Origin of the sequence: Gulosibacter hominis (assembly GCF_904842695.1) — a bacterium.
GTDB lineage: Bacteria > Actinomycetota > Actinomycetes > Actinomycetales > Microbacteriaceae > Gulosibacter > Gulosibacter hominis.
Genome location: NZ_CAJGWQ010000008.1, coordinates 12,591 through 36,791 on the forward strand (window position 1 = coordinate 12,591; position 24,201 = coordinate 36,791).

The 24,201-nt window shown below is 60.7% G+C and carries 24 protein-coding genes and 1 tRNA gene; 18 read left to right on the forward strand and 7 right to left on the reverse strand.

The features are described from left to right. Positions 1-47 precede the first annotated feature (47 nt). The 14 genes from JMV54_RS06525 to JMV54_RS06590 all read left to right on the forward strand — a co-directional run bounded on the left by JMV54_RS06525 (position 48) and on the right by JMV54_RS06590 (position 14,749). Complete coding sequence (locus tag JMV54_RS06525) at positions 48-2,162, forward strand: MMPL family transporter (RefSeq protein ID WP_201518120.1); 2,115 nt, start codon at positions 48-50, stop codon at positions 2,160-2,162. Further along, positions 2,116-3,429, forward strand: a complete 1,314-nt coding sequence (locus JMV54_RS06530) for a sensor histidine kinase (RefSeq protein WP_201518121.1) — start codon at positions 2,116-2,118, stop codon at positions 3,427-3,429. Before JMV54_RS06525 ends, JMV54_RS06530 begins: the two co-directional genes overlap by 47 nt. Continuing rightward, positions 3,426-4,043 carry a response regulator gene (locus tag JMV54_RS06535; RefSeq protein ID WP_201518122.1) on the forward strand — a complete coding sequence of 206 codons (618 nt, stop codon included), beginning with the start codon at positions 3,426-3,428 and terminating at the stop codon, positions 4,041-4,043. The genes JMV54_RS06530 and JMV54_RS06535 overlap by 4 nt, the downstream gene beginning before the upstream one ends. A gap of 299 nt (positions 4,044-4,342) precedes the next feature. Next, complete coding sequence (locus JMV54_RS06540) at positions 4,343-4,432, forward strand: potassium-transporting ATPase subunit F (RefSeq protein ID WP_201518123.1); 90 nt, start codon at positions 4,343-4,345, stop codon at positions 4,430-4,432. Beyond that, positions 4,432-6,102: a potassium-transporting ATPase subunit KdpA gene (kdpA, locus tag JMV54_RS06545; RefSeq protein WP_201518124.1), complete on the forward strand. Its 1,671-nt coding sequence runs from the start codon at positions 4,432-4,434 to the stop codon at positions 6,100-6,102. Before JMV54_RS06540 ends, kdpA begins: the two co-directional genes overlap by 1 nt. A gap of 2 nt (positions 6,103-6,104) precedes the next feature. Continuing rightward, positions 6,105-8,270 carry a potassium-transporting ATPase subunit KdpB gene (kdpB, locus tag JMV54_RS06550; protein WP_201518125.1) on the forward strand — a complete coding sequence of 722 codons (2,166 nt, stop codon included), beginning with the start codon at positions 6,105-6,107 and terminating at the stop codon, positions 8,268-8,270. Between the two features lie 21 nt (positions 8,271-8,291). Then, positions 8,292-8,909, forward strand: a complete 618-nt coding sequence (kdpC, locus tag JMV54_RS06555) for a potassium-transporting ATPase subunit KdpC (protein WP_201518126.1) — start codon at positions 8,292-8,294, stop codon at positions 8,907-8,909. Between the two features lie 3 nt (positions 8,910-8,912). Then, the gene (locus tag JMV54_RS06560) at positions 8,913-11,411 is read left to right on the forward strand and encodes an ATP-binding protein (RefSeq protein ID WP_201518127.1); all 2,499 of its coding nucleotides are present in this window, start codon (positions 8,913-8,915) and stop codon (positions 11,409-11,411) included. 17 nt (positions 11,412-11,428) lie between these two features. Next, positions 11,429-12,124: a response regulator gene (locus JMV54_RS06565; RefSeq protein WP_201518128.1), complete on the forward strand. Its 696-nt coding sequence runs from the start codon at positions 11,429-11,431 to the stop codon at positions 12,122-12,124. A 27-nt stretch (positions 12,125-12,151) separates the two neighbouring features. Then, complete coding sequence (locus JMV54_RS06570; RefSeq protein ID WP_201518129.1) at positions 12,152-12,334, forward strand: helix-turn-helix domain-containing protein; 183 nt, start codon at positions 12,152-12,154, stop codon at positions 12,332-12,334. A 148-nt stretch (positions 12,335-12,482) separates the two neighbouring features. Next, positions 12,483-13,394 carry a DUF3800 domain-containing protein gene (locus tag JMV54_RS06575; protein ID WP_201518130.1) on the forward strand — a complete coding sequence of 304 codons (912 nt, stop codon included), beginning with the start codon at positions 12,483-12,485 and terminating at the stop codon, positions 13,392-13,394. Positions 13,395-13,725: 331 nt separating this feature from the next. Further along, positions 13,726-13,995, forward strand: coding sequence for an EndoU domain-containing protein (locus tag JMV54_RS10825; protein WP_201518131.1), 270 nt, complete (start codon positions 13,726-13,728; stop codon positions 13,993-13,995). 9 nt (positions 13,996-14,004) lie between these two features. Continuing rightward, positions 14,005-14,271, forward strand: coding sequence for a hypothetical protein (locus tag JMV54_RS06585; RefSeq protein ID WP_201518132.1), 267 nt, complete (start codon positions 14,005-14,007; stop codon positions 14,269-14,271). 169 nt (positions 14,272-14,440) lie between these two features. Further along, positions 14,441-14,749: a hypothetical protein gene (locus JMV54_RS06590; RefSeq protein ID WP_201518133.1), complete on the forward strand. Its 309-nt coding sequence runs from the start codon at positions 14,441-14,443 to the stop codon at positions 14,747-14,749. Positions 14,750-14,764: 15 nt separating this feature from the next. Here JMV54_RS06590 and JMV54_RS06595 read toward each other — a convergent pair whose 3' ends face one another. Continuing rightward, positions 14,765-15,190 (reverse strand): hypothetical protein, encoded by a 426-nt coding sequence (locus tag JMV54_RS06595; RefSeq protein ID WP_201518134.1) that lies wholly within the window; start codon positions 15,188-15,190, stop codon positions 14,765-14,767. 200 nt (positions 15,191-15,390) lie between these two features. Here JMV54_RS06595 and JMV54_RS06600 point away from each other — a divergent pair. From JMV54_RS06600 to JMV54_RS06610, 3 genes are all read left to right on the forward strand, one after another. Then, positions 15,391-16,541 (forward strand): IS3 family transposase gene (locus tag JMV54_RS06600; RefSeq protein WP_201518135.1). Its coding sequence is split into 2 segments (ribosomal slippage): positions 15,391-15,661 and positions 15,661-16,541, totalling 1,152 coding nucleotides; the frame shifts between segments, so codons are not numbered across the junction. 51 nt (positions 16,542-16,592) lie between these two features. Then, positions 16,593-17,345, forward strand: coding sequence for a hypothetical protein (locus JMV54_RS06605; RefSeq protein WP_201518136.1), 753 nt, complete (start codon positions 16,593-16,595; stop codon positions 17,343-17,345). Positions 17,346-17,476: 131 nt separating this feature from the next. Beyond that, a complete protein-coding gene (locus JMV54_RS06610; protein WP_201518137.1) occupies positions 17,477-17,827 on the forward strand; it encodes a class I SAM-dependent methyltransferase in 351 nt (116 codons plus the stop codon). 954 nt (positions 17,828-18,781) lie between these two features. Here the strand turns inward: JMV54_RS06610 and JMV54_RS06615 are convergent. From JMV54_RS06615 to JMV54_RS06625, 3 genes are all read right to left on the reverse strand, one after another. Further along, positions 18,782-19,216, reverse strand: a complete 435-nt coding sequence (locus JMV54_RS06615) for a hypothetical protein (protein WP_201518138.1) — start codon at positions 19,214-19,216, stop codon at positions 18,782-18,784. Positions 19,217-19,393: 177 nt separating this feature from the next. After that, positions 19,394-19,469 (reverse strand) — tRNA-Lys (locus tag JMV54_RS06620). A 10-nt stretch (positions 19,470-19,479) separates the two neighbouring features. Beyond that, on the reverse strand, positions 19,480-20,193 hold the full coding sequence (locus JMV54_RS06625) for a hypothetical protein (RefSeq protein ID WP_201518139.1): 714 nt from the start codon (positions 20,191-20,193) through the stop codon (positions 19,480-19,482). Positions 20,194-20,300: 107 nt separating this feature from the next. Between JMV54_RS06625 and JMV54_RS06630 the strand changes: the two genes are divergently transcribed. Continuing rightward, the gene (locus JMV54_RS06630) at positions 20,301-20,918 is read left to right on the forward strand and encodes a DNA-directed RNA polymerase subunit beta (RefSeq protein ID WP_201518206.1); all 618 of its coding nucleotides are present in this window, start codon (positions 20,301-20,303) and stop codon (positions 20,916-20,918) included. A gap of 272 nt (positions 20,919-21,190) precedes the next feature. Here the strand turns inward: JMV54_RS06630 and pstB are convergent, their stop codons facing one another. Genes pstB through pstC form a run of 3 tightly spaced genes read right to left on the reverse strand, consistent with a single transcriptional unit; the run spans position 21,191 to position 24,144 of the window. Then, a complete protein-coding gene (gene pstB, locus JMV54_RS06635) occupies positions 21,191-21,970 on the reverse strand; it encodes a phosphate ABC transporter ATP-binding protein PstB (protein WP_201518140.1) in 780 nt (259 codons plus the stop codon). 35 nt (positions 21,971-22,005) lie between these two features. Continuing rightward, the gene (pstA, locus tag JMV54_RS06640) at positions 22,006-23,181 is read right to left on the reverse strand and encodes a phosphate ABC transporter permease PstA (RefSeq protein WP_201518141.1); all 1,176 of its coding nucleotides are present in this window, start codon (positions 23,179-23,181) and stop codon (positions 22,006-22,008) included. Between the two features lie 3 nt (positions 23,182-23,184). Beyond that, entirely contained in the window at positions 23,185-24,144 is a 960-nt protein-coding gene (gene pstC, locus JMV54_RS06645) for a phosphate ABC transporter permease subunit PstC (protein ID WP_201518142.1), read from the reverse strand. Between the last annotated feature and the right edge of the window lie 57 nt (positions 24,145-24,201).

The window sequence follows — 24,201 nt, forward strand, 5'->3', positions numbered from 1 at the left end:
ACCAACCCGGCGATGAGTTTCAGCTCGGCAATTGCTGAGCTTGAAACATGCAAACAACTGTCGCCACATTCGCTCAGCGCGCGCTCGGCCGCCGCGGTGCCTGGATTGCGCTCGGCTCACTATTGCTAATAATCACGCTACTTTTCGGGCTTTTCGGATCCGCACCGGCACCGGCACGAGCCGATCACGCCGCCGGTAATGCCGAATCGACCCGCGCCGCCGAACTGCTGTCGACATTCCCCGATGCTGACACCCAGTCGGTGCTGATCGTCGCAGAACGAGACGACCGGCAGGAACTCACCGCCACTGACATCGATCGGCTGGCGGCCCTGTCGCCCGCGCAAAACCTCGACGCGCCCCGCGGGCCAATCGTCAGCGAAGACGGGCGAGCGGCACTCATGGTGCAGGCGATCACCACCGGTGAATCGAACTCTGACACTGCCGAGGAGATCTCAACACTGCGTCAGGCACTCGCAGATTCGGACGTGCCCGGAATGGAGTTGTACGTTACTGGTGGCCCCGCTTTCGGAGCCGATATTGCCGCATCCTTCGATGGTGCCGATTTCACCCTGCTGCTGGTCACCGTCTGCATTGTTGCGGCACTGCTCATCGCCACCTACCGGTCACCGGTCCTCTGGTTGGTACCGCTGGCAGTGGTGGCGATCGCTGACGGCCTTGCCGGGCGCGTCACCGCGGCACTTGCCGACTGGCTCGACTTGGGTTTTGACACCGGCATCATCAGCGTGCTCGTGTTTGGAGCCGGCACCAACTACGCCCTGCTGCTGATCTCGCGATACCGCGACCAGCTGCGCGAGGAACCCGACCACCGTGTGGCGCTCGCGACCGCCTGGCGTGCATCCCTGGGTGCGATCGTTGCGTCGAACCTCACCGTTGTGCTGTCACTTATCACCCTGGTTTTCGCGGTGATTCCCAGCACCCGCGGCCTCGGAATGGCGGCCGCTGCGGGCCTGCTCATCGCCGCAGCTGCCGTACTGCTGGTGCTGCCGCCGGCGCTCGCGGTGTGTGGACGCGGGGCATTTTGGCCGGTAATTCCGCGGCCCGACCACCGGCCCGCCCGCGTCAATATTTGGCAGCGGGTGGCAACCACGGTTTCGCGTCGTCCCGCAACGAGTCTCGTTTCAGGGCTGGCGCTGCTGGCTGTGCTCGCGGCGGGGCTCATTGGCACATCGGTGGGGCTCGACCAGTTGGCCAAGTTCCGGGTGCAATCCGAGTCGGCGACCGGGCTCGAAGTGCTCAGCGAACATTTCCCGGCCGGCGAAGCCCAGCCGATTCAGGTGGTGGTGCAAACTCGCGACACCGATGCCGTGGTGGCGGCAGCTGCCGATGTGCCAGGCGTGTTGCGGGCCCAGCCGAGCGGTACCGCTGCTGATGGTGCCCTCACCCGCATCAGTGTGACCAGTGAATATTCGCCGAGTTCCCCCGAGAGTCTCGAACAAATTCCAGAGCTGCGCAGCGCGCTTTCACAGGCGGCCGAGGGGGAGGTGTTGGTTGGTGGCGCGGTCGCGACCGACTATGACTCCCGTGCCGGTAATGTGCGTGATTTTGCGCTGCTAGTGCCGATGATTATTGCCGTGAGCCTGCTGGTACTGGCAGCGCTTACCCGATCGGTGTTGGCACCCATCCTGCTGATCGCGGTGAATATCGCCAGTGCGGTGGCGGCGATCGGCGCCGGTTCATGGCTGAGTCGGATGCTGTTTGACCAGCCCGCGCTCGACATGCAGGTGCCGCTACTGGCTTTCCTGTTCTTGGTGGCGCTCGGTATCGACTACACCATCTTCCTGGTGCATCGAGCGCAATCCGAGGCGCGCACGCGCGGTACCCGTGAGGGGATGGTGGCTGCGGTCGCGCACACCGGTGGCGTTATCACCAGCGCCGGCATCGTGCTGGCCGCTGTGTTCGCGGCACTCGGCGTGCTGCCGCTGGTCACGCTCGGCCAGCTGGGACTCATTGTTGGAGTTGGCGTCATCGTCGATACGCTGGTGGTACGAACAGTCATCGTCCCCGCACTGTTCGCGCTGCTGGGCGACCGGATCTGGTGGCCACAAAAACAGAGCCCGGTGTCGGCAGGCGAGCCGGCCGCGCAAAAGATGGAAGATGAAACACAGAGCGTCAACAGCGAACTGGTCGTTGCTGGTGAGTGAATCGGCCGGCCTGGTGCAATCGGCGGTGAGCCACCGCACGGTGAGCGCGATGCTGATTGGCCAGCACGCGATGGCGGTGCTGCTCAGCGCAATCGCGGTGTACCGTTCGGTTCGCGACGGGGTGCCGGTGGCGCTGGCGGTCGTGCCGGCCGTGCTCATCCCGGCCTGGAATTTTTTTGGGATGCAGCTGCTACAGCGGTTGACGTCGCTGCGCCGAGCTGGGGTGTGGTGGCTGGTCGGCTTCGGGGTGCTGTGGCTCGGGGCGATCGTGATCTCACCCGAATATGTGTGGCTGGCGTTTTTGCTGTGGCTACTTGCGGGCCATCTGCTGCCGCTGTGGTGGGGGCTCGGGTATTCGGCGCTCGTGTTTATCGCGGTGGTGACGGCGCCGTTACTGCATCACGGTGCCACGAGCTATGCCTACATCATCGGACCGCTCGTGGGTGGGGTGTTCGCTTTCGGGGTTTCGCGAGGCTATCTGCAGCTGCTGCGGGACGCCGCTGAGCGTGAACGCCTGGTGACCTCGCTCACTAAAGCCCAGCGTGATCTGGGCGCGCTGCAAGAAGACCTGGCGATCGCGCAGCGGCAAGCCGGTGCCGTGGATGAACGCACCCGAATCGCGCGTGATATTCACGACACGATCGCGCAATCGCTCTCGTCGATCACGATGCTCGCGAACTCGGGGCAGCAACACACCTCGGATGCGGCGGCGAAACGCACGCTCGAGCAGGTTGAGACGCTCGCGCGCGAGAGCCTCGTGGATGTGCGGCGAGTGCTCGACGCGCTCACACCCGCCGAACTTGAGGCGGGGGCTTTTGCGGCGGCATTACAGGGGATGCTCGAGCGCACTCACGACGAAGCGGGCGTGGCCACCGAGGCGCATATTGCCAGTTCGCTACCACCGCTTCCGGCCGAGGCCGAAGTGGTGCTGTTGCGGATCACCCAATCGGCGCTGGCAAATGTGCGCGCCCATGCCGAAGCATCCCGCGTGGTGGTGAGCCTGATTGATGATGGCGATTCGATCATCCTCGATGTCATCGACGACGGTCGCGGTTTTGATCTGGCTGCCTGGCGACAATATGACCCGGATGCATCCGGTACCACGAGCTACGGGCTGCGATTTATGCAGCAGCGCGTGCAGCAGCTTGGTGGCACCCTCGATATCAGTAGCGAACCGGGCCGGGGAACGGCGTTGAGCGCGCGCATCCCCATTGGCGTCGCACCAATGAGCCAGTCAGAATCCTCGCGGCGAAAGGACGACAAATGACGATTTCGGTGCTCCTGGTGGATGACCATCCCGTGGTGCGTAGCGGTCTGCGCGCGGTGCTCGATGGTGAGACGGTGCGGGTAGTTGGCGAGACCGGCACCGGTGAAGACGCCGTGGCGTTGGCCACCGAATTGCGGCCCGATGTGGTGCTGTGCGATCTGCGGCTTGGCGACGGAATTGACGGGATTGAGACGACCGCGCGGCTGCGCAAACTCGACCCGGCCCCCGCAGTGCTCATGCTCACCACTTTTGACCGCGATGTTGAGGTGCTTGGCGCGATTGAAGCCGGCGCCACCGGGTACCTGCTGAAAGATTCAACACCGGATGAAATTGTCGCCGGTATTGTGCGTGCGGCGGACGGCGGTATGGTGCTCAGCCCGGGCCTGTCGGCCCGGCTCATTGAGGGGATGCGTTCGCCTCGACCGCGGCTGACCGAACGCGAAACCGAGGTGCTGCAGCACCTGGCGGCGGGGGAGTCGAACCGGGAAATTGCGCAGAACCTGTTTGTGAGTGAGGCGACGGTGAAAAGCCATCTGGTGCATATTTTCACCAAGCTCGATGTCGATAATCGGGCGCGCGCAGTTCACGTGGCCCGCGAACTCGGTCTCGTGTAGCGAAACTCAACCTCGAGATGTTGCCGTGGTTCCGCATCCCCGTAGCCGGGATGCGGAACTTGCTGTGTGTAAGGAAATCGTGAGGTTTGGGTGAGCGGCCGTATGGATTCCGTTAGGCCGCTTGTTTGTGGTCGCTAACAAGACTCAGATGAATTTTGCGCCTGTTTGAGGCGTGCGGCGGCGGATGCGCTGCCGCGGAAATTCGAATGGAGCCTTGAAGTGCTTGACCTCATTTACGTGGTGGGCGTAGTTGTCCTCTTCGCGATCGTCGGTCTGATTGGGAAGGCGGTCGAGAAGCTGTGATCGTCATTGATCTGATCGCCGGCGTGCTGGCAATTGCCGGTATCGCGTATCTCGTATTCGCGCTAGTAAACCCGGAGCGTTTCTAGTGGAGTGGGCAATTCTTTTTTTGACGCTTGCGACCCTCGCGCTCGCGCTCGGGCTCGCATACAAACCGCTGGGCGACTACATGGCCCACGTGTTTACCACCGATACCGACTGGAAAATTGAGCACGGAATTTACCGGATCATCGGTGTCGCACCGCGTGAAGAACAGTCATGGCCGGCATACCTGCGCTCGGTTTTGCTGTTCTCAATGAGCGGTGTGCTGTTGCTCTATTTGCTGCAGCGTGTGCAGCAGTGGCTGCCCTATTCCCTCGGCAATGAAAACGTGGCACCCGGTGTTGCTTTTAACACCGCAGTGTCGTTCGTTACCAACACGAACTGGCAGGCCTACTCGGGCGAGACACTCTCGTACACAGTGCAGCTTGCCGGTCTGACCGTGCAAAACTTTGTGTCGGCAGCCACCGGTATCGCTGTTGCCGTCGCACTCGTGCGTGGCTTCGCCTATCGCCGCACCGGCACGATCGGAAACTTCTGGGTCGATTTGATTCGCGCCAGTTTCCGCATCCTGCTACCGATTTCAATCATCAGCGCGCTGCTGCTGATCGCCGGTGGTGCCATCCAGAATTTCAACGGCTTTGTCGACGTGCACACGGTGGCCGGCGGTGTTCAGTCGATCCCCGGAGGCCCGGTTGCATCCCAGGAAGTCATTAAAGAACTCGGCACCAACGGTGGTGGCTTCTTCAACGCCAACGCCTCACACCCGTTTGAAAACCCGACCGGTTGGACCAGCCTGTTTGAATGCTTCCTGGTGCTCGTGATTCCGTTTAGCCTGCCACGCACCTTCGGACGCATGGCCGGCGACAACCGTCAGGGCTACGCCATCCTTGGCGCCATGGCCACCCTCTACCTCGTGTCGGTTGTCACTCTGGGGGCGGTTGAGCTCATCGGCAGTGGTACCGGGCCCCAGCTCGCGGGAGCTGCGATGGAGGGTAAAGAGGCGCGCTTCGGCATTGTGCACTCGGTTGTGTACGCCACAACCACCACGCTCACCTCGACCGGTGCGGTTAACTCGATGCACGACTCATACACCTCTTTTGGTGGCATGATGACGACCCTCAACATGCTGCTCGGTGAGATCGCACCGGGTGGTGTCGGCTCGGGCCTATACGGCATGCTCATCATCGCAATCATTGCCGTGTTCGTTGCGGGCCTGCTGGTGGGGCGCACTCCCGAATACATCGGCAAAAAGATCGGGCCGCGCGAAATGAAACTCGCCAGCCTGTACATCCTGGTTATGCCGGTGCTCGTACTCGCGGGAGTCGCCCTCAGCTTTGGTGTGCCCGCCCTGCGCGACAGCATCATTAGCGAGTCGCTCACCAACACCGGCTCGCACGGGCTCTCAGAGGTGATCTACGCCTTTGCTTCGGGTGCCAACAACAACGGTTCGGCCTTTGCCGGACTCACCGCCGACACCCCGTGGCTCACGACGGCTATCGCCGTGGCCATGCTCTTCGGTCGATTCATTCCGATTGCGCTGGTGCTTGCCCTTGCCGGCTCGCTTGCGCAACAGGATCGACTGCCGGTCACGGCCGGAACTCTACCAACGCACCGTCCGCTCTTTGTCGGTCTGACCGTTGGCACCGCGATTTTGGTGACCGCCCTGGTGTTCTTCCCAATGCTGACGCTCGGGCCCATCGCTGAAGGACTGTTGTAACAATGACCTCACTCACTCAATCTGAAACCGTTGCCGACGATGCCACGGAGTCCGCACCTGTTCCCGCACAACCAAACGGGTTCAGTTTCAAACAGGTGCGTGATGCCCTGCCGCTGGCGCTAAAAAAGCTCGACCCGCGTGAGCAGTGGCACAACCCGGTGATGTTTATCGTCTGGGTTGGTGCCGTGCTTACCACGCTGCTCGCCATCATTGAGCCATCCATGGGCGGTCCCGAATCATCTGGTGGCAGCACGGTGCCGGTGTCGTTCACGTTGATCATCGCCATTTGGTTGTGGCTCACCGTGCTGTTTGCAAACCTGGCCGAGGCGCTCGCCGAGGGCCGCGGTAAGGCACAGGCCGACACCCTGCGTAAAACCCGCATGAGCACGGTGGCCCACCGAGTCGAAAACTATTCGGCAGACACAGATGCTGCCGCCGAACACAGCGCCACCAGCGATATTTCGTCTGCCGATCTGCAACTGGGTGACACCGTAGTGGTTTCAGCCGGTGAACTCATTCCCGGTGATGGCGACATCGTCTGGGGTATCGCGAGCGTTGACGAGTCGGCCATCACCGGTGAATCAGCTCCGGTGGTGCGCGAGTCGGGTGGTGACCGCTCAGCTGTTACCGGCGGTACTCGAGTGCTCTCTGACCGCATCGTGGTGCGCATCACCTCAAAGCCCGGCGAAACATTCGTCGACCGGATGATTGCGCTGGTCGAAGGCGCGGCGCGGCAACGCACCCCGAATGAGATTGCGTTGAACATTCTGCTGGCCTCGCTGTCGATTGTGTTCCTGATGGTGGTGCTCACCCTCAACCCGATCGCCTCGTATCCGGCGAGCACCGTCAGCATTCCGGTGCTGATCGCGCTGCTGGTGTGCCTCATCCCGACCACCATTGGTGCACTGCTGTCGGCCATCGGTATCGCCGGTATGGACCGCCTGGTGCAGCGCAATGTGCTCGCCATGTCGGGACGTGCCGTAGAAGCGGCCGGAGACGTCACCACACTGCTGCTCGACAAGACCGGCACCATCACCTACGGCAACCGGCGCGCATCCGAATTCGTGCCGATGACCGGCACCGCCGAGGAAGAACTCATTACCGCCGCCTCACTGTCGTCATTGGCCGACCCCACTCCCGAAGGCAAGTCGATTGTTGAACTGGCTGAAAAACAGCAGGTGGTTGTGGCAGCTGAACCCGCGTCGGTTGTCGTGCCGTTCACCGCACAAACCCGCATGTCGGGAATTGACCTGCCGGACGGTACCCAGATCCGCAAGGGCGCCGGAACCGCAATCATCGCCTGGCTCGAAGCGGAAGGTGTCGAAGTGCCTCGCAATCACTTCGCCGAACTCGACGGGTATGTGCACGAGATTTCAGAATCGGGCGGCACGCCGCTGACCGTTGCTCGAGTTACCGGCGACGGTAAGGGTGAGGTGCTCGGGGTTGTTCATCTAAAAGACATCGTCAAAGACGGTCTCATTGAACGCTTTTCACAGCTGCGCGCCATGGGTATCCGCACCGTGATGGTGACCGGTGACAACCCGCTCACTGCCGCCGCTATCGCCCGTGAAGCTGGCGTCGACGACTTTCTCGCCGAGGCCACGCCCGAACAAAAGCTCGAGTACATCCGTAAAGAGCAGGCTGGCGGGCATCTGGTAGCCATGACCGGTGACGGCACCAACGACGCTCCCGCGCTCGCGCAAGCGGATGTGGGTGTGGCGATGAACACCGGTACCTCGGCCGCAAAAGAGGCTGGCAATATGGTCGACCTCGACTCCGACCCCACCAAACTCATCGATATTGTTGCCATCGGTAAGCAGTTGCTGATGACCCGTGGCGCGCTCACAACTTTTTCGATTGCCAACGACATCGCCAAATATTTCGCGATTATCCCGGCAATCTTCATGGGCGCTATCCCCGGGCTGGCAGCACTCAACGTGATGGGGCTGCACTCACCGGCGTCGGCAGTGCTCTCGGCCGTCATCTTCAACGCGATCGTGATCGTGTTCCTGGTTCCGATCGCGTTGCGGGGCGTGTCGTACCGGCCGCTCAGCGCCGACCGTATCCTGCGCCGCAACCTATTGATTTACGGACTCGGCGGCGTCATCACCCCGTTTATTGGGATCTGGCTGATCGACCTGCTCGTGCGCCTCATCCCCGGCTTCTAAAAGCGAAAGCGAAAGAAAAAGATGCTGTTTTCAGGTCAGGGTGGAATCCGCCCGCTGTTCACCGCGGTACGCACCATCCTGGTGTGCACGCTTACCCTCGGCGTTGCCTACACGGCACTCGTCACCGGCCTCGGACAAGTGCTTATGCCAGCGCAAGCAAACGGTTCGACATTCACCGACACCAGCGGTGAAACTCGCGGTTCGGCACTTATCGGCCAATCATTCCTTGATGCCAATGGCGAGCCAATTGCTGAGTACTTCCAGTCGCGCCCGTCGGCGGCCGGTGACGGCTATGACGGCACCGCTTCGTCGGGCACCAACTGGGGGCCCGAGAACCCCGATTTCATTGAGACAGTAAAAGCGCGCCGCAGCCAGATCGCCGAGTTTAACGGTGTTGCAGAATCGGCAGTGCCGGCCGACGCGGTTACCGCTTCGAGCTCGGGTCTCGACCCCCACATCAGCGTGGCGTACGCTGACATCCAGATCGAACGAGTAGCCAAAGCCCGCCAGCTTGATGAGCAGCAGGTGCGAGACCTCGTGGCAGCCCACACCGAGCAGCCCGCGCTGGGATACCTGGGTGAGCCGGTTGTGAATGTCGCCAAGCTCAATCTGGCGCTCGATGAGCTGAAAGGTAACTAAATCATGACCGCACGGGGGCGGCTCCAGGTGCTGCTCGGCGCCGCTCCCGGCGTGGGTAAAACCTATTCGATGCTCGAAACCGGCCGGCAGCTACGCGATGACGGTATTGATGTGGTGATCGGCATCGTTGAAACACACGGCCGTGAAGCAACCGCTCGGATGACTGCCGGACTTGAAACGGTGCCGCGCCGGCAGGTGACGCATCGCGGTGTTGTGCTTGAAGAACTCGACCTGGATGGACTCCTCGAACGGGCACCCCAGGTGGCGCTGGTGGACGAACTCGCCCACACAAACGCGCCGGGTTCGCAGCACGAAAAACGCTGGGAGGACGTCGAGACGCTACTCGAGGCGGGGATCGACGTCATTTCGACACTCAACATCCAGCACATCGAATCGCTCAATGATGTGGTGGAACAGATTACTGGGGTGCCGCAACGCGAAACGGTTCCCGATAGCTTTTTGCGCCACGCGGCCCAGGTTGAAGTTATCGACCTGGCGCCGCAGGCGCTGCGCGACCGGCTCAGTGGGGGATTCGTGTATCCCGCTGAGCGTATCGACGCGGCGCTGTCGAACTATTTCCGGCTCGGTAACCTCACCGCCCTGCGCGAGCTGGCCCTACTGTGGCTAGCCGATGAGGTTGACCAGGCGCTGCAGCGCTATCGCGAAGAACACCACATCGACAGTAAGTGGGAGGCACGCGAGCGCGTAATCGTGGCGCTCACCGGGGGTGAAGAGGGTGAAACCCTACTTCGTCGCGGCGCCCGAATTGCGGCGCGCTCGGCTGGCGGCGAACTCATTGCCGTGCATGTCACTGTGCAGGACGGGCTGCGAAGTGAAAACCCGGCTGCGCTGGCAAATCAACGGGCCCTGGTCGAAAAACTTGGTGGCACCTACCATCAGGTCGTCGGCGACGATATTGCCGAAACGCTGATTGAGTTTGCCCGCTCGGTGAACGCGACCCAGCTGGTGCTCGGCGCGAGCCGCCGCGGTTGGCTCTCGAGCCTCGTCGGCGGGCGTTCGGTGAGCGGCACGGTGATTCGTAATTCTGGCGAGATTGATGTGCACATCGTCAACCACCGTGCTGCCGCCGGGAGGTTTTCGCTGCCACCGCTGGGCGGCACCCTCAGCCGTGGCCGGCGAATGCTCGGCTACGCGATAGCGCTGATTGGCTGCCCGGCCCTTACCGCGCTGCTGACAATTAACCGCTCTGCCGATTCGATTACCACCGATGTGCTCACCTACCAGCTGCTCGTGGTGGTGGTAGCACTGGCTGGCGGTATTTATCCCGCACTGCTGGCGGCGCTCATGTGCGGGCTGGCGCTCGACTTCTTCTTTATCGAGCCGCTGACTACGGTCACGATCGCCAGCCCATCGCATGTTGTGGCGCTGCTGGTGTACATGCTGATTGCCGCGCTCGTGAGTTTCGTGGTCGACCGCTCGGTGCGGTACACGCGCGCGGCACGGCGTTCGGCAGCCGAGTCAGAACTCATCCAAACTATCGCCGGCAGCGTTATTCGAGGCGATAGCGCCATTGAAGCGCTGGTTGACCGCACCCGCGAAGCGTTCCAACTGGATGCGGTTCGCGTGCGGGTTGGTGAGCGGGTCATTGCAGCAGCTGGCGAGGCGGCAGGTGCGGCCCCGCATACCGTCATTAACCTGGCCGGCGGCGGCGTATTTGAGCTGTTCGGTGGGGAAGTGCCCTCGAGCGAGCGACGCCTGCTCGCGGTGATTACGGCTCAGCTTGAGGCGGCACTGGAGCACCAGCGGCTCAGCGACACGGCTGAAGAGATCGGTCCGATTGCCGAATCTGACCGCGTGCGTGGTGCGTTGCTTTCAGCACTCAGTCACGACCTGCGCCGCCCTCTTGCTGCTGCAACCACCGCGGTGGGTGCGCTGCGCACGCTCGACGGCAGCCTGTCTGCCGCCAACAAGCAGGAGCTCATCGAAACCGCTGATGAAAGCCTGGCTGCGCTCGGTAATCTTGTGAATGACCTGCTGGATGTGAGCCGGCTGCAGGCCGGTGTGCTGCGCATCGCCACCTCTCCGATCGACCCCGCCGAGGCGATCGCACCGGCATTGGATGAACTCGGTGCCGGCCCCTCGCAGGTGCAGCTTGGGCTCGGGCACGGTGACGCGCTGGTTGAAGCCGACCCGGTGCTGCTGCAGCGAGTGATCGTGAACCTGTTGACCAATGCACTGCGCCATTCAGCGCCAGGTGATCCGGTGACAGTGACCACCAGCACTTTTGACCAAAATCTCGAGATCCGCATCATCGACCACGGACCGGGCGTGAGCGAAGACCGCCACGAAGATATTTTTGTGCCATTTCAGCGTTTGGGCGACACCGATAACTCCAGCGGGCTCGGCCTGGGCTTGGCGCTTTCGCGCGGGTTTGTCGAGGCCATGCACGGCACCCTCACTCCCGAACAAACCCCCGGCGGCGGTCTTACTATGGTGATCTCTCTGGGTCAGTACCACATCGCCCCGGCAGAGCCGCAGTGAGCAGGAGGGACAACAGCATGAAAATTTTGGTGGCTGATGATGACCCGCAGCTATTGCGGGCGCTGCGTATCACTCTCGCTGCAAAGGGATACGAAATTGTCACGGCTATCGATGGGAAGGCCGCAGTGGCGGCAGCTATCGACGAAAAACCCGATATTTACGTGCTTGACCTCGGCATGCCGCAGCTCGACGGTATTGAGGTGATTCAGGGCATCCGGGGCTGGTCGCAGGCACCGATTCTGGTGGTGTCGGGCCGCTCGGGATCGGCCGACAAAGTTGAGGCACTCGATGCGGGTGCTGACGACTATGTCACCAAACCGTTCGCGATTGATGAGCTGCTGGCACGCATCCGGGCGATGTCACGACGTGTGCCGTACTCGCAAGAACAGCCAGCCGTGAAGCTGGGGGATGTGGTGGTGGACTTGGCTGCGCACAGTGTCACTCGCGAGAGTGACGGCGGGCCGCGACAGATTCGGTTGACCCCAACCGAGTGGCAGGTGCTCGAGGCGCTGGTTCGCAATGCCGGCTGCCTAGTGACTCGCGAGACACTATTGGCCAATATTTGGGGCACCGATCATGTGGAAGACACCGGATATCTGCGGCTGTACGTATCGCAGCTGCGCCGCAAAATTGAGGCAGACCCGTCGAAACCGGTGCATATTTTGACGGAAGCTGGCATGGGGTACCGGCTCGAGGGCGCGATTCCGATGTGAGCTGTGAGGCGGGTGCAGCGGTTCTAGGTGTGGGTACCGGTCAAGGACGCCGCACTGGTGCTTGGCGTGGATCGGTCAACAATCACACGATGGGTGCAGGCTGGTGAGATCAACACCAAGAAGGAACGGCTGGTCACCATGGTAGAGATTGGTGAGTGCCGCGCCTACAAGATATTGACTGCTGCCAGGCGCAACCTGAACCTGCTCTAAGCGTGATCGCTGGTGACGAGTTGCTTAGTACATCTGAGATGGACTAGTGTTGTGGCGATAGCTGGGGCTGAAACAGTGCTCATGAGCGTCAATTCGAGAAACCCGTGCATCTCGCACGGGTTTCTGCGTTTCCAGGCATACTAGTCAAATGCTGCTTGCCTACATCGATGAGATTGGCGAACCCGGTGCTTTTATCAGCAGGGATCACGCGAGGTTCAATACCCACCCTGCGTTTGGGTACGCCGGGTTCATCATCAATGATCACGATGCTGGCTACTTCGCGAGCAAGTTTCAGCAGGAAAAAGCCGCACTATTTGCGAACGAGATACGCGAAAGCGACAGAGATGCTGGGAGATGGGAGAAGAAAGGCTCCGAGATCTTCACCGGGAAGACGATGGCCTGTTACCCGCAACAGTTTCGTGTATTTGACGGACTCGTTCGCTTACTGACGGATCGTGGTGGAAAACTCTTCTACTACGCCGATGAGAAATCACGGGGGACACCAAAGCAGGCGGTTCTGGATCCTGCCGATAGAGAAACTGCGGCGATGCAAGAGACTCTCAATAGGTTGGCTACCTATGCCGAAGCTAAGAAAAGAAACCTGTTGGTGATGATGGATCAAGTCGACGAGAAGCAGCGCAAGAGTCGACTGCAGAGCATGTACGCACATATTCTGGGACGTGGCACTAGGCGTATTGAGATGCGGCGAATCGTAGAGCCACCAATGCACATTGACAGCCAGCTGAGCGCAAACATCCAATTTGCAGATTGGGTAGCGGCGTGCGTTGGGCGAGCGATGGACTACCAGCTATTGGAGCACTCGCAGTATCAGTGGGTAACAAACCGGGAGATGGCACCAGCTTTGCATGGCAGTTTCACGCTTGAATCGAAACTGCATCTATGCCATCGATCGGTTGATGATCTCCATCACTACGAGATTTTTCATAAACATCGCCCGATCTACCCGGTAGTGGATGGTCATCGCGTGAGTGCCTCAACTCCGCCTGAAGTGCAACGTAAGATGCTCGGGCGTGCAAGCCGGGATAGTCGACCTCAATAGGTCTCCGAATGCACACGTTAATGTGATAGCCTCAGTCGCGTAGTGCCTGAACGCGCAATAAAGACCCCCGGGGCATCTCGAAAAGACCCCGGGGTTCTTGCGTTACACGGTTACTTGGTGGCCTGGTCAGCCCATTTACGGCCGCGTCCGGACCTAACCGTGGGGGGCAGGTGAATGGCACTCTCCAACTCGCGAAATATGAGCAGCATCGCCGCGAGTCAATGCGAGAGCGTGCGGGGCTAGGAGCGTTGGCTACGAAACGGTTTCCGGTGCCCCTGCGCGTCATTCCGAGCCGCCAGGTTGGTGGCCGGATGAACTGCCAAAGCTCCGTGTGAAGGAGTGGAACCACATCCTGTACGGCGACCGAAGCAGAGACGGGAGTTCTGCTGGTGGTCACGCCTATGGCTTCGGGTGGAGAAATGACCGCAGTGAGTTCCCCAGTGATTGGGATGAGAATCGCATTGCAAAAGCTATCGAGCAAGTGCTCCGGTCAAATCAAACCGGTCGATACAGAATTGGCAACGTTAATGGTGTCGACGTAGCAGTTGTGGTCTCGCCCCGGGGACAAGCGGTGAGTGCATTCCCGATAGAGCGGGGATAGAGTGGGGACATGGAAACGTACGTGCAAGAGAATGCGGGGGTAGTATTTGTTGCGCTGAAGCCGTGGCTGACTGCTGAGCAAACCACGCATGTACAAGAGGCACTCGATGCTGGAGAACCAAGCGTCGCGATGCTCTTAGATTCTGACGCCTTCCCGCATGCAACCGACGCTGTTCGTCTTCAAGTCCGTCGAATGGTTGCTGAATCGGTTGGTGTCGATGACGTCGCATATGACGATCTCGTTGACGAATACCAACTGCAAGCTAGGACGCTCTAGCCCACCCGAACCACTGCGACTCAGCACAAACTGCTACCGCTAACTGAAATCGGCTGTGTAGCGATAAAACACCCACCCCAGGCGGGTGTTTTCATTTTCCCCTTCCCTCCGCTGAGGGGTTGTGTCAGCAGCCAACGACGCCCGTACGGGCGGGAGAAGCACAACTGTCATGAGTGAACAGCAGACCGAAGCACAGGCGGACAAGCCGGGGTTCAAGCCACCGGCCACGCAAGCAGACCTCGACCGCATCATCGCGGAACGCCTGAACCGTGAATGTGCCAAATACGCCGACTACCAAGACCTCCGCAAGAAAGCAGAGCAGTTCGACCAGCTACAAGAATCCCAGAAAACCGAACTCGAAAAAGCCATCGCTCGAGCCGAAACACCGAACAAGCTGCTGCCGAGTTCAAGTAATCGATTCAATTCTGGTTGCGGACTGGAAGCAGCAGGTCGCGAAAGAACACGGCGTGCCAGTTGAAGCGCTCCGGGGCGGCTATTCAGTTACGAGTTCCTCGTAGTTTTCGTAGGTGTAGCCACGCATCGCTTCTTCGAACTCGAGGCGCGTCATCGGCACGACTTCGGTGCCATCTGTGTGACAGGTGGCTTTTGCAATGCGTTCATGCGTTGGCAGGAACTCGATGTACCACTCGCCGTTCTTCACGGTGGCGTTAAACAGTTCTGTGTCGTAATGCCGCCACAGACCTTCACCACCGGAAATCCCCTCGGGTTCAAGGAACAGTGTGCGGTCGACTGCGGTGGCGCATTTGTGGGCAGCATCCATCAGCCCCAACTCTGGTGCCTGCGCGCGGAAGTCAGGCAGCTCAGTTTCTCCGGTGTCTTCCGGCGAGGCATCAGTTTGCGCACAGCCCGCCAAGAACAAAACCGCCGCAAAACCTGCTGGCACAAGGAGCTTCCGCATAAACCCCAACCCTACTTAATCATTCAAACGAAAGGAACAACTCATGCAAATTGATGAGGTCATTCGAATGATTTCGTTGATGTGCATGAGTGTTTCCTTTCAATCACGACTTGATACTGGGCTGACCCCGTTTCGTAGGTCCAGTCGTTATGAGAGTCGTCCTGTTGCCCGCGGTCGCGGGCAGGGAGACTGGTCAGATCATGACGAACAGCAGGAAGCGTCACACCCCGGAGCAGGTCGTCCGTAAGCTCGGGCAGGCCGACAGGATGCTCACCGATGGTCAGGACGTCGCGGCGGTGTGCCGGGAGCTGGGGGTGTCCGAGCAGACGTACTACCGGTGGCGGAACCAGTACGGCGGCCTCAAGGCCGACGACGCAAAGTGTCTGAAGGAGTTGGAGAAGCAGAACGCGACCCTGAAGCGTCTGCTCGCGGAAGCGGAGCTGGAGAAGGCCGCGCTCAAGGAGCTGGCTGAGGGAAACTTCTAAGCCCGGACAGGCGCCGCGCCGCCGTCGATCACCTCAAGCGCAAGTTGCGGGTGAGCGAACGGATGGCGTGCCGTCTGGTCGGGCTGAGCCGCTCCGCGTACCGGCGACCGCTCAAGGGCGACACGGTCACGGACCCGGATCGGGCGCTCAGGGAGTGGCTGCGCGCCTGGGCGAAGGACCATCCCCGCTACGGGTATCGGCGGGCGTATCACGACGCCCGCGCCGAGGGGTGGGTGGTGAACCACAAGAAGATCCAACGCCTGTGGCGTGACGAAGGGCTCCGGGTCCCGCAGCGGCGTCGACGCAAGCGCGTCGGGTCCTCGACCGTCGACGCGCCGACGGCGGACGCGCCGAACGTGGTGTGGGCGGTGGACTTCCAGTTCGACGCCGACGAGCACGGACGATTGATCAAGATCTGCTCGATCGTCGACGAACACACCCGGGAGTGCATCGGCGGCCTCGTGGAGCGCTCGATTACCGCCGACCGACTCACCGCCCACCTCGAGGACCTCGTCGCCGCCCGGGGCGCCCCGGCGGTGCTCAGGTCGGACAACGGGCCGGAGTTCATCAGCGAGGCGATGGCCGACTGGGCTGGCACCCGCACCGGCCTGTCCTACATCCCTCCGGGCTCGCCGTGGCGCAACGGGTACGTCGAGTCGTTCAACAGCCGGATCCGCGACGAGTGCCTCAACATCAACAGCTTCTACTCGCTGCTGCACGCACAGGTCATCATCGGCGACTGGAAGGACGAGTACAACCACCACCGCCGGCACTCCTCGCTCGGCTACCTAACCCCAGCCGAGTACACTCGGCAGTGCACCCATCAAATGGAAACCGACGACTCACAGAACGTCCGGACCGAATGAAGGGGGCGGCTCACCCCGACTGAGAGCGTGCTGCGAAAGGATCAGTTTCAAGTGGCCCGGTCAACAAAAGCATCCGAACTAGAGGCTCGATTCAAGCGCTGGGCATTCCACCTGCGCAGCATCGCAAACCCGCTCACGATCGTGGCTCTCGTGGCCGGTTTCATCAATGGCTACGGGCCGGATTCGCTGTTTGGAGTGACGCTGCCGGGCATTGTCCACTGGCTATTCGACTGGGCCCCGATAATTGTGCTGGGCGGTATCGCGCCCTTCCTCACCATCATTGCTGGCGAGCTCGACGACACCGCTGAAATTTATAATGACGAGTATTCGCCGAGAAAGCTTAGGCGTCCGATTCAGTTCGACCAGCGCAACCTGACGCCCCTCGGTCTACTCGGCATCGTTTACGGCGTTGGACACTTTTTGAGCCCCGAAGAGAGAGACCTATTCGATGCCCTGTTCTTCGCAGTAGCGGGCGTCTTCATCATCATTCTGCTCGAGCTTGATAGGCGCCGCAGCTTCGCCAAGGCAGCCGAAGACACTGAGCTGCTCGAGAACGGCACCGTCACAACCGGCACGATCATCAAGTGCAATCACAACTGGGATTCAGGGCCCGAAACCTTCGCCTGGGTGCGCTTCACCGATGTCTCAGGCAACGCGCGCGAGTACACCGAACAGTTCATGGACGACCACTACCCCATTGGCACCTGCGTGACCGTGAAATATCTGCAGCACAAGCCGAAGGTTAAGCCAATCTTCGAGATCGCTAAACCTCACCAGCGGCCTACGAACCGGGCCTCCGGCTGAGCACGACACACGACACAGGTGCCCTCGTGCACGCTTAGCTCTCCTTCAAGACTTGCTACTATTGCGAACGATTATCAGTCGCATTGCCAGAATGGCTAGCGAGCGAGGCAACCAGAAGGGCCCGAGACCTTATGCACGATGACCCTTACCGCGCCGCTGCGGGCGCATACGACCTATTCGCGGCACCATATCGAGCCGCTCAACAGGCCGCACTCGCCGAGGCACTTCCCCACTTTCAGCCCGAAGTCGGCGCAATTCTCGACATCGGGGCAGGCTCGGGCACAGCTGCGGTAGAGATTCTCGAGCGCCTCCCTGAGGCACACGTACTGGCACTCGAGCCCAGCGCGACCATGCGGGCGCTCCTGCTGGGCCGCCACCACCGCCGGCACTCCTCGCTCGGCTACCTAACCCCAGCCGAGTACGCTCGGCAGTGCACCCATCAAATGGAAACCGACGACTCACAGAACGTCCGGACCGAATGAAGGGGGCGGCTCAATACGTGTTCGTTTCTCAGTAGATAGCCTGGTTGTTATACGCAAACCATTGACCACGGGCGCGGTCATCGCTGTCGCGCTCATCGCTATCGCCGGGTGCAGCGCGCCAACTGCGGGCCAGACGAGCGAGGCTGGCTCGGAAACCGGGCCGGTGCAGCACACCGCATCACCGAAGACAACTCCAGAATCAAGTCCTACAAGCACGCCGGTGCTCAGTGAAGAACTCGCGATTGAATACTGCGCGAGCAGGCTCACCGCGAATGTGTTTGATATCCCCGCAGCCGAGCTTGGAGCACCGTATAGCGACTCATTTGGCGACCACTACAGCACCAGCGACGCTCGAGCCAACCTCGTGGATGGGAATGGTATATCGAGTTTCCGCCTACACACGAAGACATCGCGACACTCACCTGCCAGACAGACGGTGAAAACATCATCGCGATGACTCGCGCCGAGTTCGAGGCAGCCATGAACGGCCGCACCTATGACGGGTGCGTCGAGGTCACCAAATAGCCACCTCCTACTTAGGCGCGGCTAGTGAGTGGCCACGCGCGACAGCGGGTCGGTGGAGAGTCAGTCGGGGCGGAGGTTTGGGTCGAATTCACCGGCGAGGTCGTAGAGAGCGTCGGTGCGGGTGTCCCACCAAAGTTCGTGGGCATCGATGGGGATCCATTTGTCAGACCGTATAACCCAAGCGCGACTGATGAGGTGGCCCTTAGCATTGACCTCCATGGCAAACTCACCCAACACCTTGCCGGACGGACCAACTTGTAGAACACGCTGCAACCGAAGATCATCACCCGTGTACATCGAGAGTTCCCTTCGGTATTGGAACGCGGTTTGCCGAGAGGAAACGGCTACACCTCAATCGAGGCGTCAATCGTTCCGCGCGGCATCAACCATATCGGTACCACACGTATCGAGGGGCTGAGATGGCAGTACCTACTCGGTTACAAGGTCTTCTTGGTAGTGCTCGTAGGTGTACCCGATCATGGCGTCTTCGAACTCGCGTCGAGTCATTGAAACAACATCAGTGCCGTCGGTGTGACACGTAGCCTTCGCCATCACCTCGTGGGTGGGGAGGAACTCGAAGTGCCACTCTCCGTCAACCACGCTGGCGTTGTACAGCTCTGGGTCATAGTGCGCCCAGAAACCGTCTCGACCGTGGATCCCGGGTGGTTCAAGGAATAGCACTGTGTCGATTTCAACGACGCACTTTTGTGCTGCATCGGTGATTTCGAGCTCCGGCTTTTTCTCTCTGAGGTCAACCGGCGCGCTATTCGTCGTCGGGGGAGTCACACCGCCCTGGCTGACGCAGCCAGCGAGAACTGCCACCGACGCAAGAACCAATAACCCCAGGCCGACGCTTCGACGCATGAACTCACCCTACCTCTGTAAAGAGCCACGAACTCATAATGACCGGCCATCGCAAGAGCGGCGTTCATAATTGTGCTCAAGCTACTCAGTGAGCATCGGCAACGCCAACACGACTGGATGATCCACTCGGGAGATCGAGTCAGCTAGAAAGAATCGGGTGCTGATCTGGTGTTTTATTGGTGGGCCCAGCGGGGCTCGAACCCGCGACCCATGGATTAAAAGTCCACTGCTCTGCCAACTGAGCTATAGGCCCAACGAGCAGTCTAACGTGATTTTGCCCGTCCTTGCACATCCTCGCCACCATCAGCGTCCGCAGCGCCGTCTTCGGCCGCCTCATCCACATCCGCACCATCGGTCAGCTCGGTGACGAGATCATCCGCACCAAGCGGGACCACCGCATCCGATTGCTCGGGGCCCTGCACCGCAAAATGATCGCGTTCGCCGCGCCGCCACCAGTTCAAATAGGCGATCAGCGCAAACAGGCACGCCATCGCCGCAATCAACGTGCCAAAAAGCGCCGGATGCACGCCCAGGTACCGATTGAGCTGCGCCCATCCCAGCACCTGCAGCCAGCCGATTGCCAGCAGTTCGAGCACCGCCCAGATCGCGATCGTCGGCGCGGTTATGGCGTGCGGTCGCACGGCCCGCACCACCAGCATCAGCGCCAACACAATCAGCGGCAGCGTCGGTACTAGCCCCAGCGCCACCCGGCCGATTGCCGACAGCCCCGACACATCGGCGTGACCGGCCCCGAAACCGATCTGGATGAGCTGCCAGCCATGCAGTGGGCCGCCCACCGCATCCCGGAAATCAAATTGCGTTTGCCACCAGGGAAGCAGCAGCGAAACCAGCATGATCAGCGCCAGCACCGCAGCGGTCACCCGCTTCACGGTGGCTCCCGGCGCCGTTTGCTGCTGGTGAGAATCGACAAGCGGTTCGGTGGGTTCGCTGTTAGCGTCGTGAACTGACAGGCTCATGACGTCTAGCCTAGGGGTACTGTCAGACGAGGTTGCGCCGGCGCGACCGCAAAAATACCGGATGCAAGAAAGCGAGCCCTGTGGAACGACATCATCGACCAGTGCGGATGCCAATTGAGGCATTCGACCACTACATCGGCGGTGATGATCCGGCGGCCATCAGCCGTGTGGCACACGAAACCGCCCGTGCCCTCCTACACCGGGTACACGGCAGTGATGACCCGAGTGTGGTGAAACGCACGGTTCGCTACACCGCCGAGCACGGTGTGTCTGACTTGGCCGAACTGTGGGCCAAATCGGCGCCGCGCACACTGCCCGGCGCGCTGTGGCGGCTGTATCTCGTACACGCGGCGGTATCGCGCGACACCGACAGTGCGGCCATCGCGTTTCGCAGGGGAGTGGCGCGAGACCGCTCAATTCATTCGCTGGTTGCCGGCGCGCCAGAACCCACCGGGCCGGCAGAAATTCGCGAACTGACCGATGAGATTTTGCGTGGCGCATTCACCGGCGACTTCGCGAACGCACTCGACCGGGCCGCATCCTTCTGCATGGTCATGTCGCTCGGTTTTGGAGCCTTCGCCGACGATATTGATGCGGGGGATGGGCTCACCAGCGAGCCAGAAAAACTTGCTGAAGCAGCCGCGATCCGCGGTGCCCGCTACCTGGAGTACGGTCGCGATTTAGCTGCTGCCGCCTCGCTGCAGCGGCAGGGAAAGCTCGACTAGTGCGGCTCGCAAATCAGCACTGGCGAGTCGACTCGAATATCGGTATCGTGGTGACCCGCCGGGCCGCAGTAACCCCGGGCTCCAATTTTTGCCGCTGCGAGCGGCCTTCCGCCGAGAGGCGTTCTGCGGCCCGGTATTTTTATTGCCGGCATGCGTCGGGAGCCTCCCGCATCCCGTTCATATTTCAGCCGACATCGATTGGATGCGGCGGAAAAGTAACTGGCCTCGCGCATCCGAAGATGGCGAGGCCAGGTTGACTTGACCCGAAAGACCTAACCGAAACGGCCGGTCACGTAGTCCTGGGTCTGCTGGTTCGAGGGGTTTTCGAAGATCGTGCGGGTGTCATCAAACTCGATGAGCTTGCCCGGCTTACCGGTACCGGCAATGTTGAAGAAGCCGGTGCGGTCGCTCACACGGGTTGCCTGCTGCATGTTGTGGGTCACGATGACGATGGTGTAGTCGGTCTTGAGCTCGTGGATGAGGTCTTCAATCGCGAGCGTCGAGATCGGGTCGAGGGCCGAACAGGGCTCGTCCATGAGCAGCACATCGGGCTTTACCGCGATCGCGCGGGCGATGCACAGACGCTGCTGCTGACCACCAGAAAGGCCCGCGCCGGGAGCGTCGAGACGGTCCTTCACCTCTTCCCAGAGGTTTGCGCCGCGAAGCGAAGTCTCAACGAGCTCTTCGGCATCGGCTTTCGAGATGCGCTTGTTGTTGAGCTTCACGCCGGCGAGCACGTTTTCACGAATCGACATGGTGGGGAACGGGTTGGCGCGCTGGAACACCATGCCGATGTGGCGACGTACAATCACCGGGTCGACGCCGTGGCCGTAGAGGTTGTCGCCGTCGAGCAGGATCTCGCCGTCAACCCACGCCTTGGGGATGACCTCGTGCATACGGTTGATCGAACGCAGCACGGTCGACTTACCGCAACCCGAGGGGCCGATGAACGCGGTAACGCTCTTCGGTTCAATAGTCATGTTCACGCCTTCGACGGCCTTGAACTTGTCGTAGTAGATGTCGAGGTCTTTGATTTCGATGCGCTTAGCCATTGAAATTCCTTTTCTAACGTTGTTCCGCCACGCGGTTAGCGGTTGCCCTTGGGCGAGAAGTAGTGCGAGATAACGCGGCCGATGAGGTTCAGCACGATCACGATGACCAGCAGGATGAACGCGCCACCCCAGGCGAGCATCTCGGCCTCGTGCTTCGCGTTACCGACGAGCTGGAACGAACCACCGTGCTGGTTGTAGACGAACACCGGCAGTGAGGTCATGATGCCCTGGAACGGGTTGGTGTTCATGTTGATCGAGAAGCCGGCGGCCACTAGCAGCGGCGCGGTTTCACCGATCACGCGGGCGATAGCCAGCAGCACACCGGTAACCAGGCCCGCGAGGCAGGTGGGCAGCACTACGCGCACGATGGTGCGCCACTTTGGTACACCGAGTGCGTATGACGCCTCACGCAGATCGGGCGGCACCAGGCGGATCATCTCCTGGGCTGAACGCACCACGGTGGGAATCATCAGCACCATGAGTGCGATCGCACCGACGAAACCAGAGCGGATGTTGGTGAGAGTACCGCCCGTCTGCTGCACGATGAGCAGGAACAGGGCGTAGGCGAACAGACCGGCAACGATCGACGGAACACCGGTCATCACATCCACGAAGAAGTTGATGGCACGCGAGAGGAAGTTTCCCTTGCCGTATTCAACGAGGTAGATCGCGGTGAAAATACCGATCGGTACCGAGATGAGCGTCGTCAGCAGCGTGATCCAGAGGGTGCCGACGATAGCGTGCAGCGCACCTTTTTGACCGGGGCGCGAAGCATCGCTGGTGAAGAAGTGTTCGAGACCGAGACCGGGAACACCACGGACCACGAGCGAGAACACGAGCGACAGCAGCGGAATCATTGCCAGGATGAAGGCAGTAAGCAGCAGGCCTGAAACCAGTCGATTTTTCGCCTGCCGGGCGCCCTCAACGGTACGGCTAACCCAGTAGATCGCAACCAGGTAGAGCACTGCGGCGAGTGCCATCCAACCGCCCCAGTTGAAGTTCACGGTGAGCTGGCCGGTGCGTTCGTTGACCTTCGAGAATTCGTCGCCGGAGGTCATCCACATCAGGCCAAAAATGATGCCCGAAACAACGAATGCGGCAACCAGCAGCAGCGGCGCGACTGAATCCTTGAGGCGCCCGGCGGCGAGCGAGTTTACTTTTTTCTTGCCCGTGTGTTTGGTTGCAGAAGTTGCAGTAGTCACGTTTGGCATCTCCTACTTGTTGTTTCGAGCGATGATGAAGCGGCCGATCGAGTTCACCGCGAGGGTGATGGCGAACAGCACCAGACCGCTAGCGATCAGTGTGTTGCTGTTCATACCGTGCGCCTCGGGGAAGTTTTGCGCAATCGATGCTGCGATGGTGGTGGGGTTCTGTGCGGTGAGCACCTGGAAGCTCACGACCCCGGTGCCCGAGAGCACCATGGCGACGGCCATGGTCTCACCGAGTGCGCGGCCGAGCGCGAGAATGCCGGATGCAAACACACCCGAGCTGGCGTAGGGGAATACTGCCTGCTTGCACATCTCCCAGCGGGTGGCGCCGAGCGCGAGCGAGGCTTCTTCGTGCAGACGCGGGGTTTGTTTAAAAATTTCTCGTGAGAGCGAGGTGATGATCGGCAGGATCATGATCGCGAGCACGATTGCGGCGGTCATGAGGTTACGGCCCGAGGGAACGATGTTGCCGCTAAACAGCGGGAACCATGCCATGTATTCGTTGAGCCACTTGTAGAGCGGGCCGGCGATGGGGGCAAGCACGATGATGCCCCACAGACCGAACACAACCGATGGCACCGCGGCAAGCATATCGACGATAAACCCGAACGGCCCGGCGAAACGGCGCGGCCCGAAGTGGCTGATGAACAGCGCCACACCAATACCTACCGGGAGCGCGATCAGCATTGCGAGCAGTGACGCCCAGATGGTGCCGAAAGCAAGTGGCGCAACATACTGCCAGAAACCGCCCGCAGACTCTCGGTAGTTGTCGGGGGCTCGAGATCCGAGCGGTTCGACGATCGCCGGCGCGCCCTGGGCGAGCAGGAATACAAAGACCGCTGCCAGAATCGCGAGGATGAGTGCACCCGACGTGGTCGAAATAGTTTGGAAGATGGTGTCGCCCGCGCGGCGGACGGTTGCAGGGCGAGATACCTGCGGAGCCTGAGCAGTATCAGCGCTCGTCATCTGCTTGCCTTCCTAAAATTGGTGGGTTGCAAAGGGGAGTTTGGTAACGGATGATGC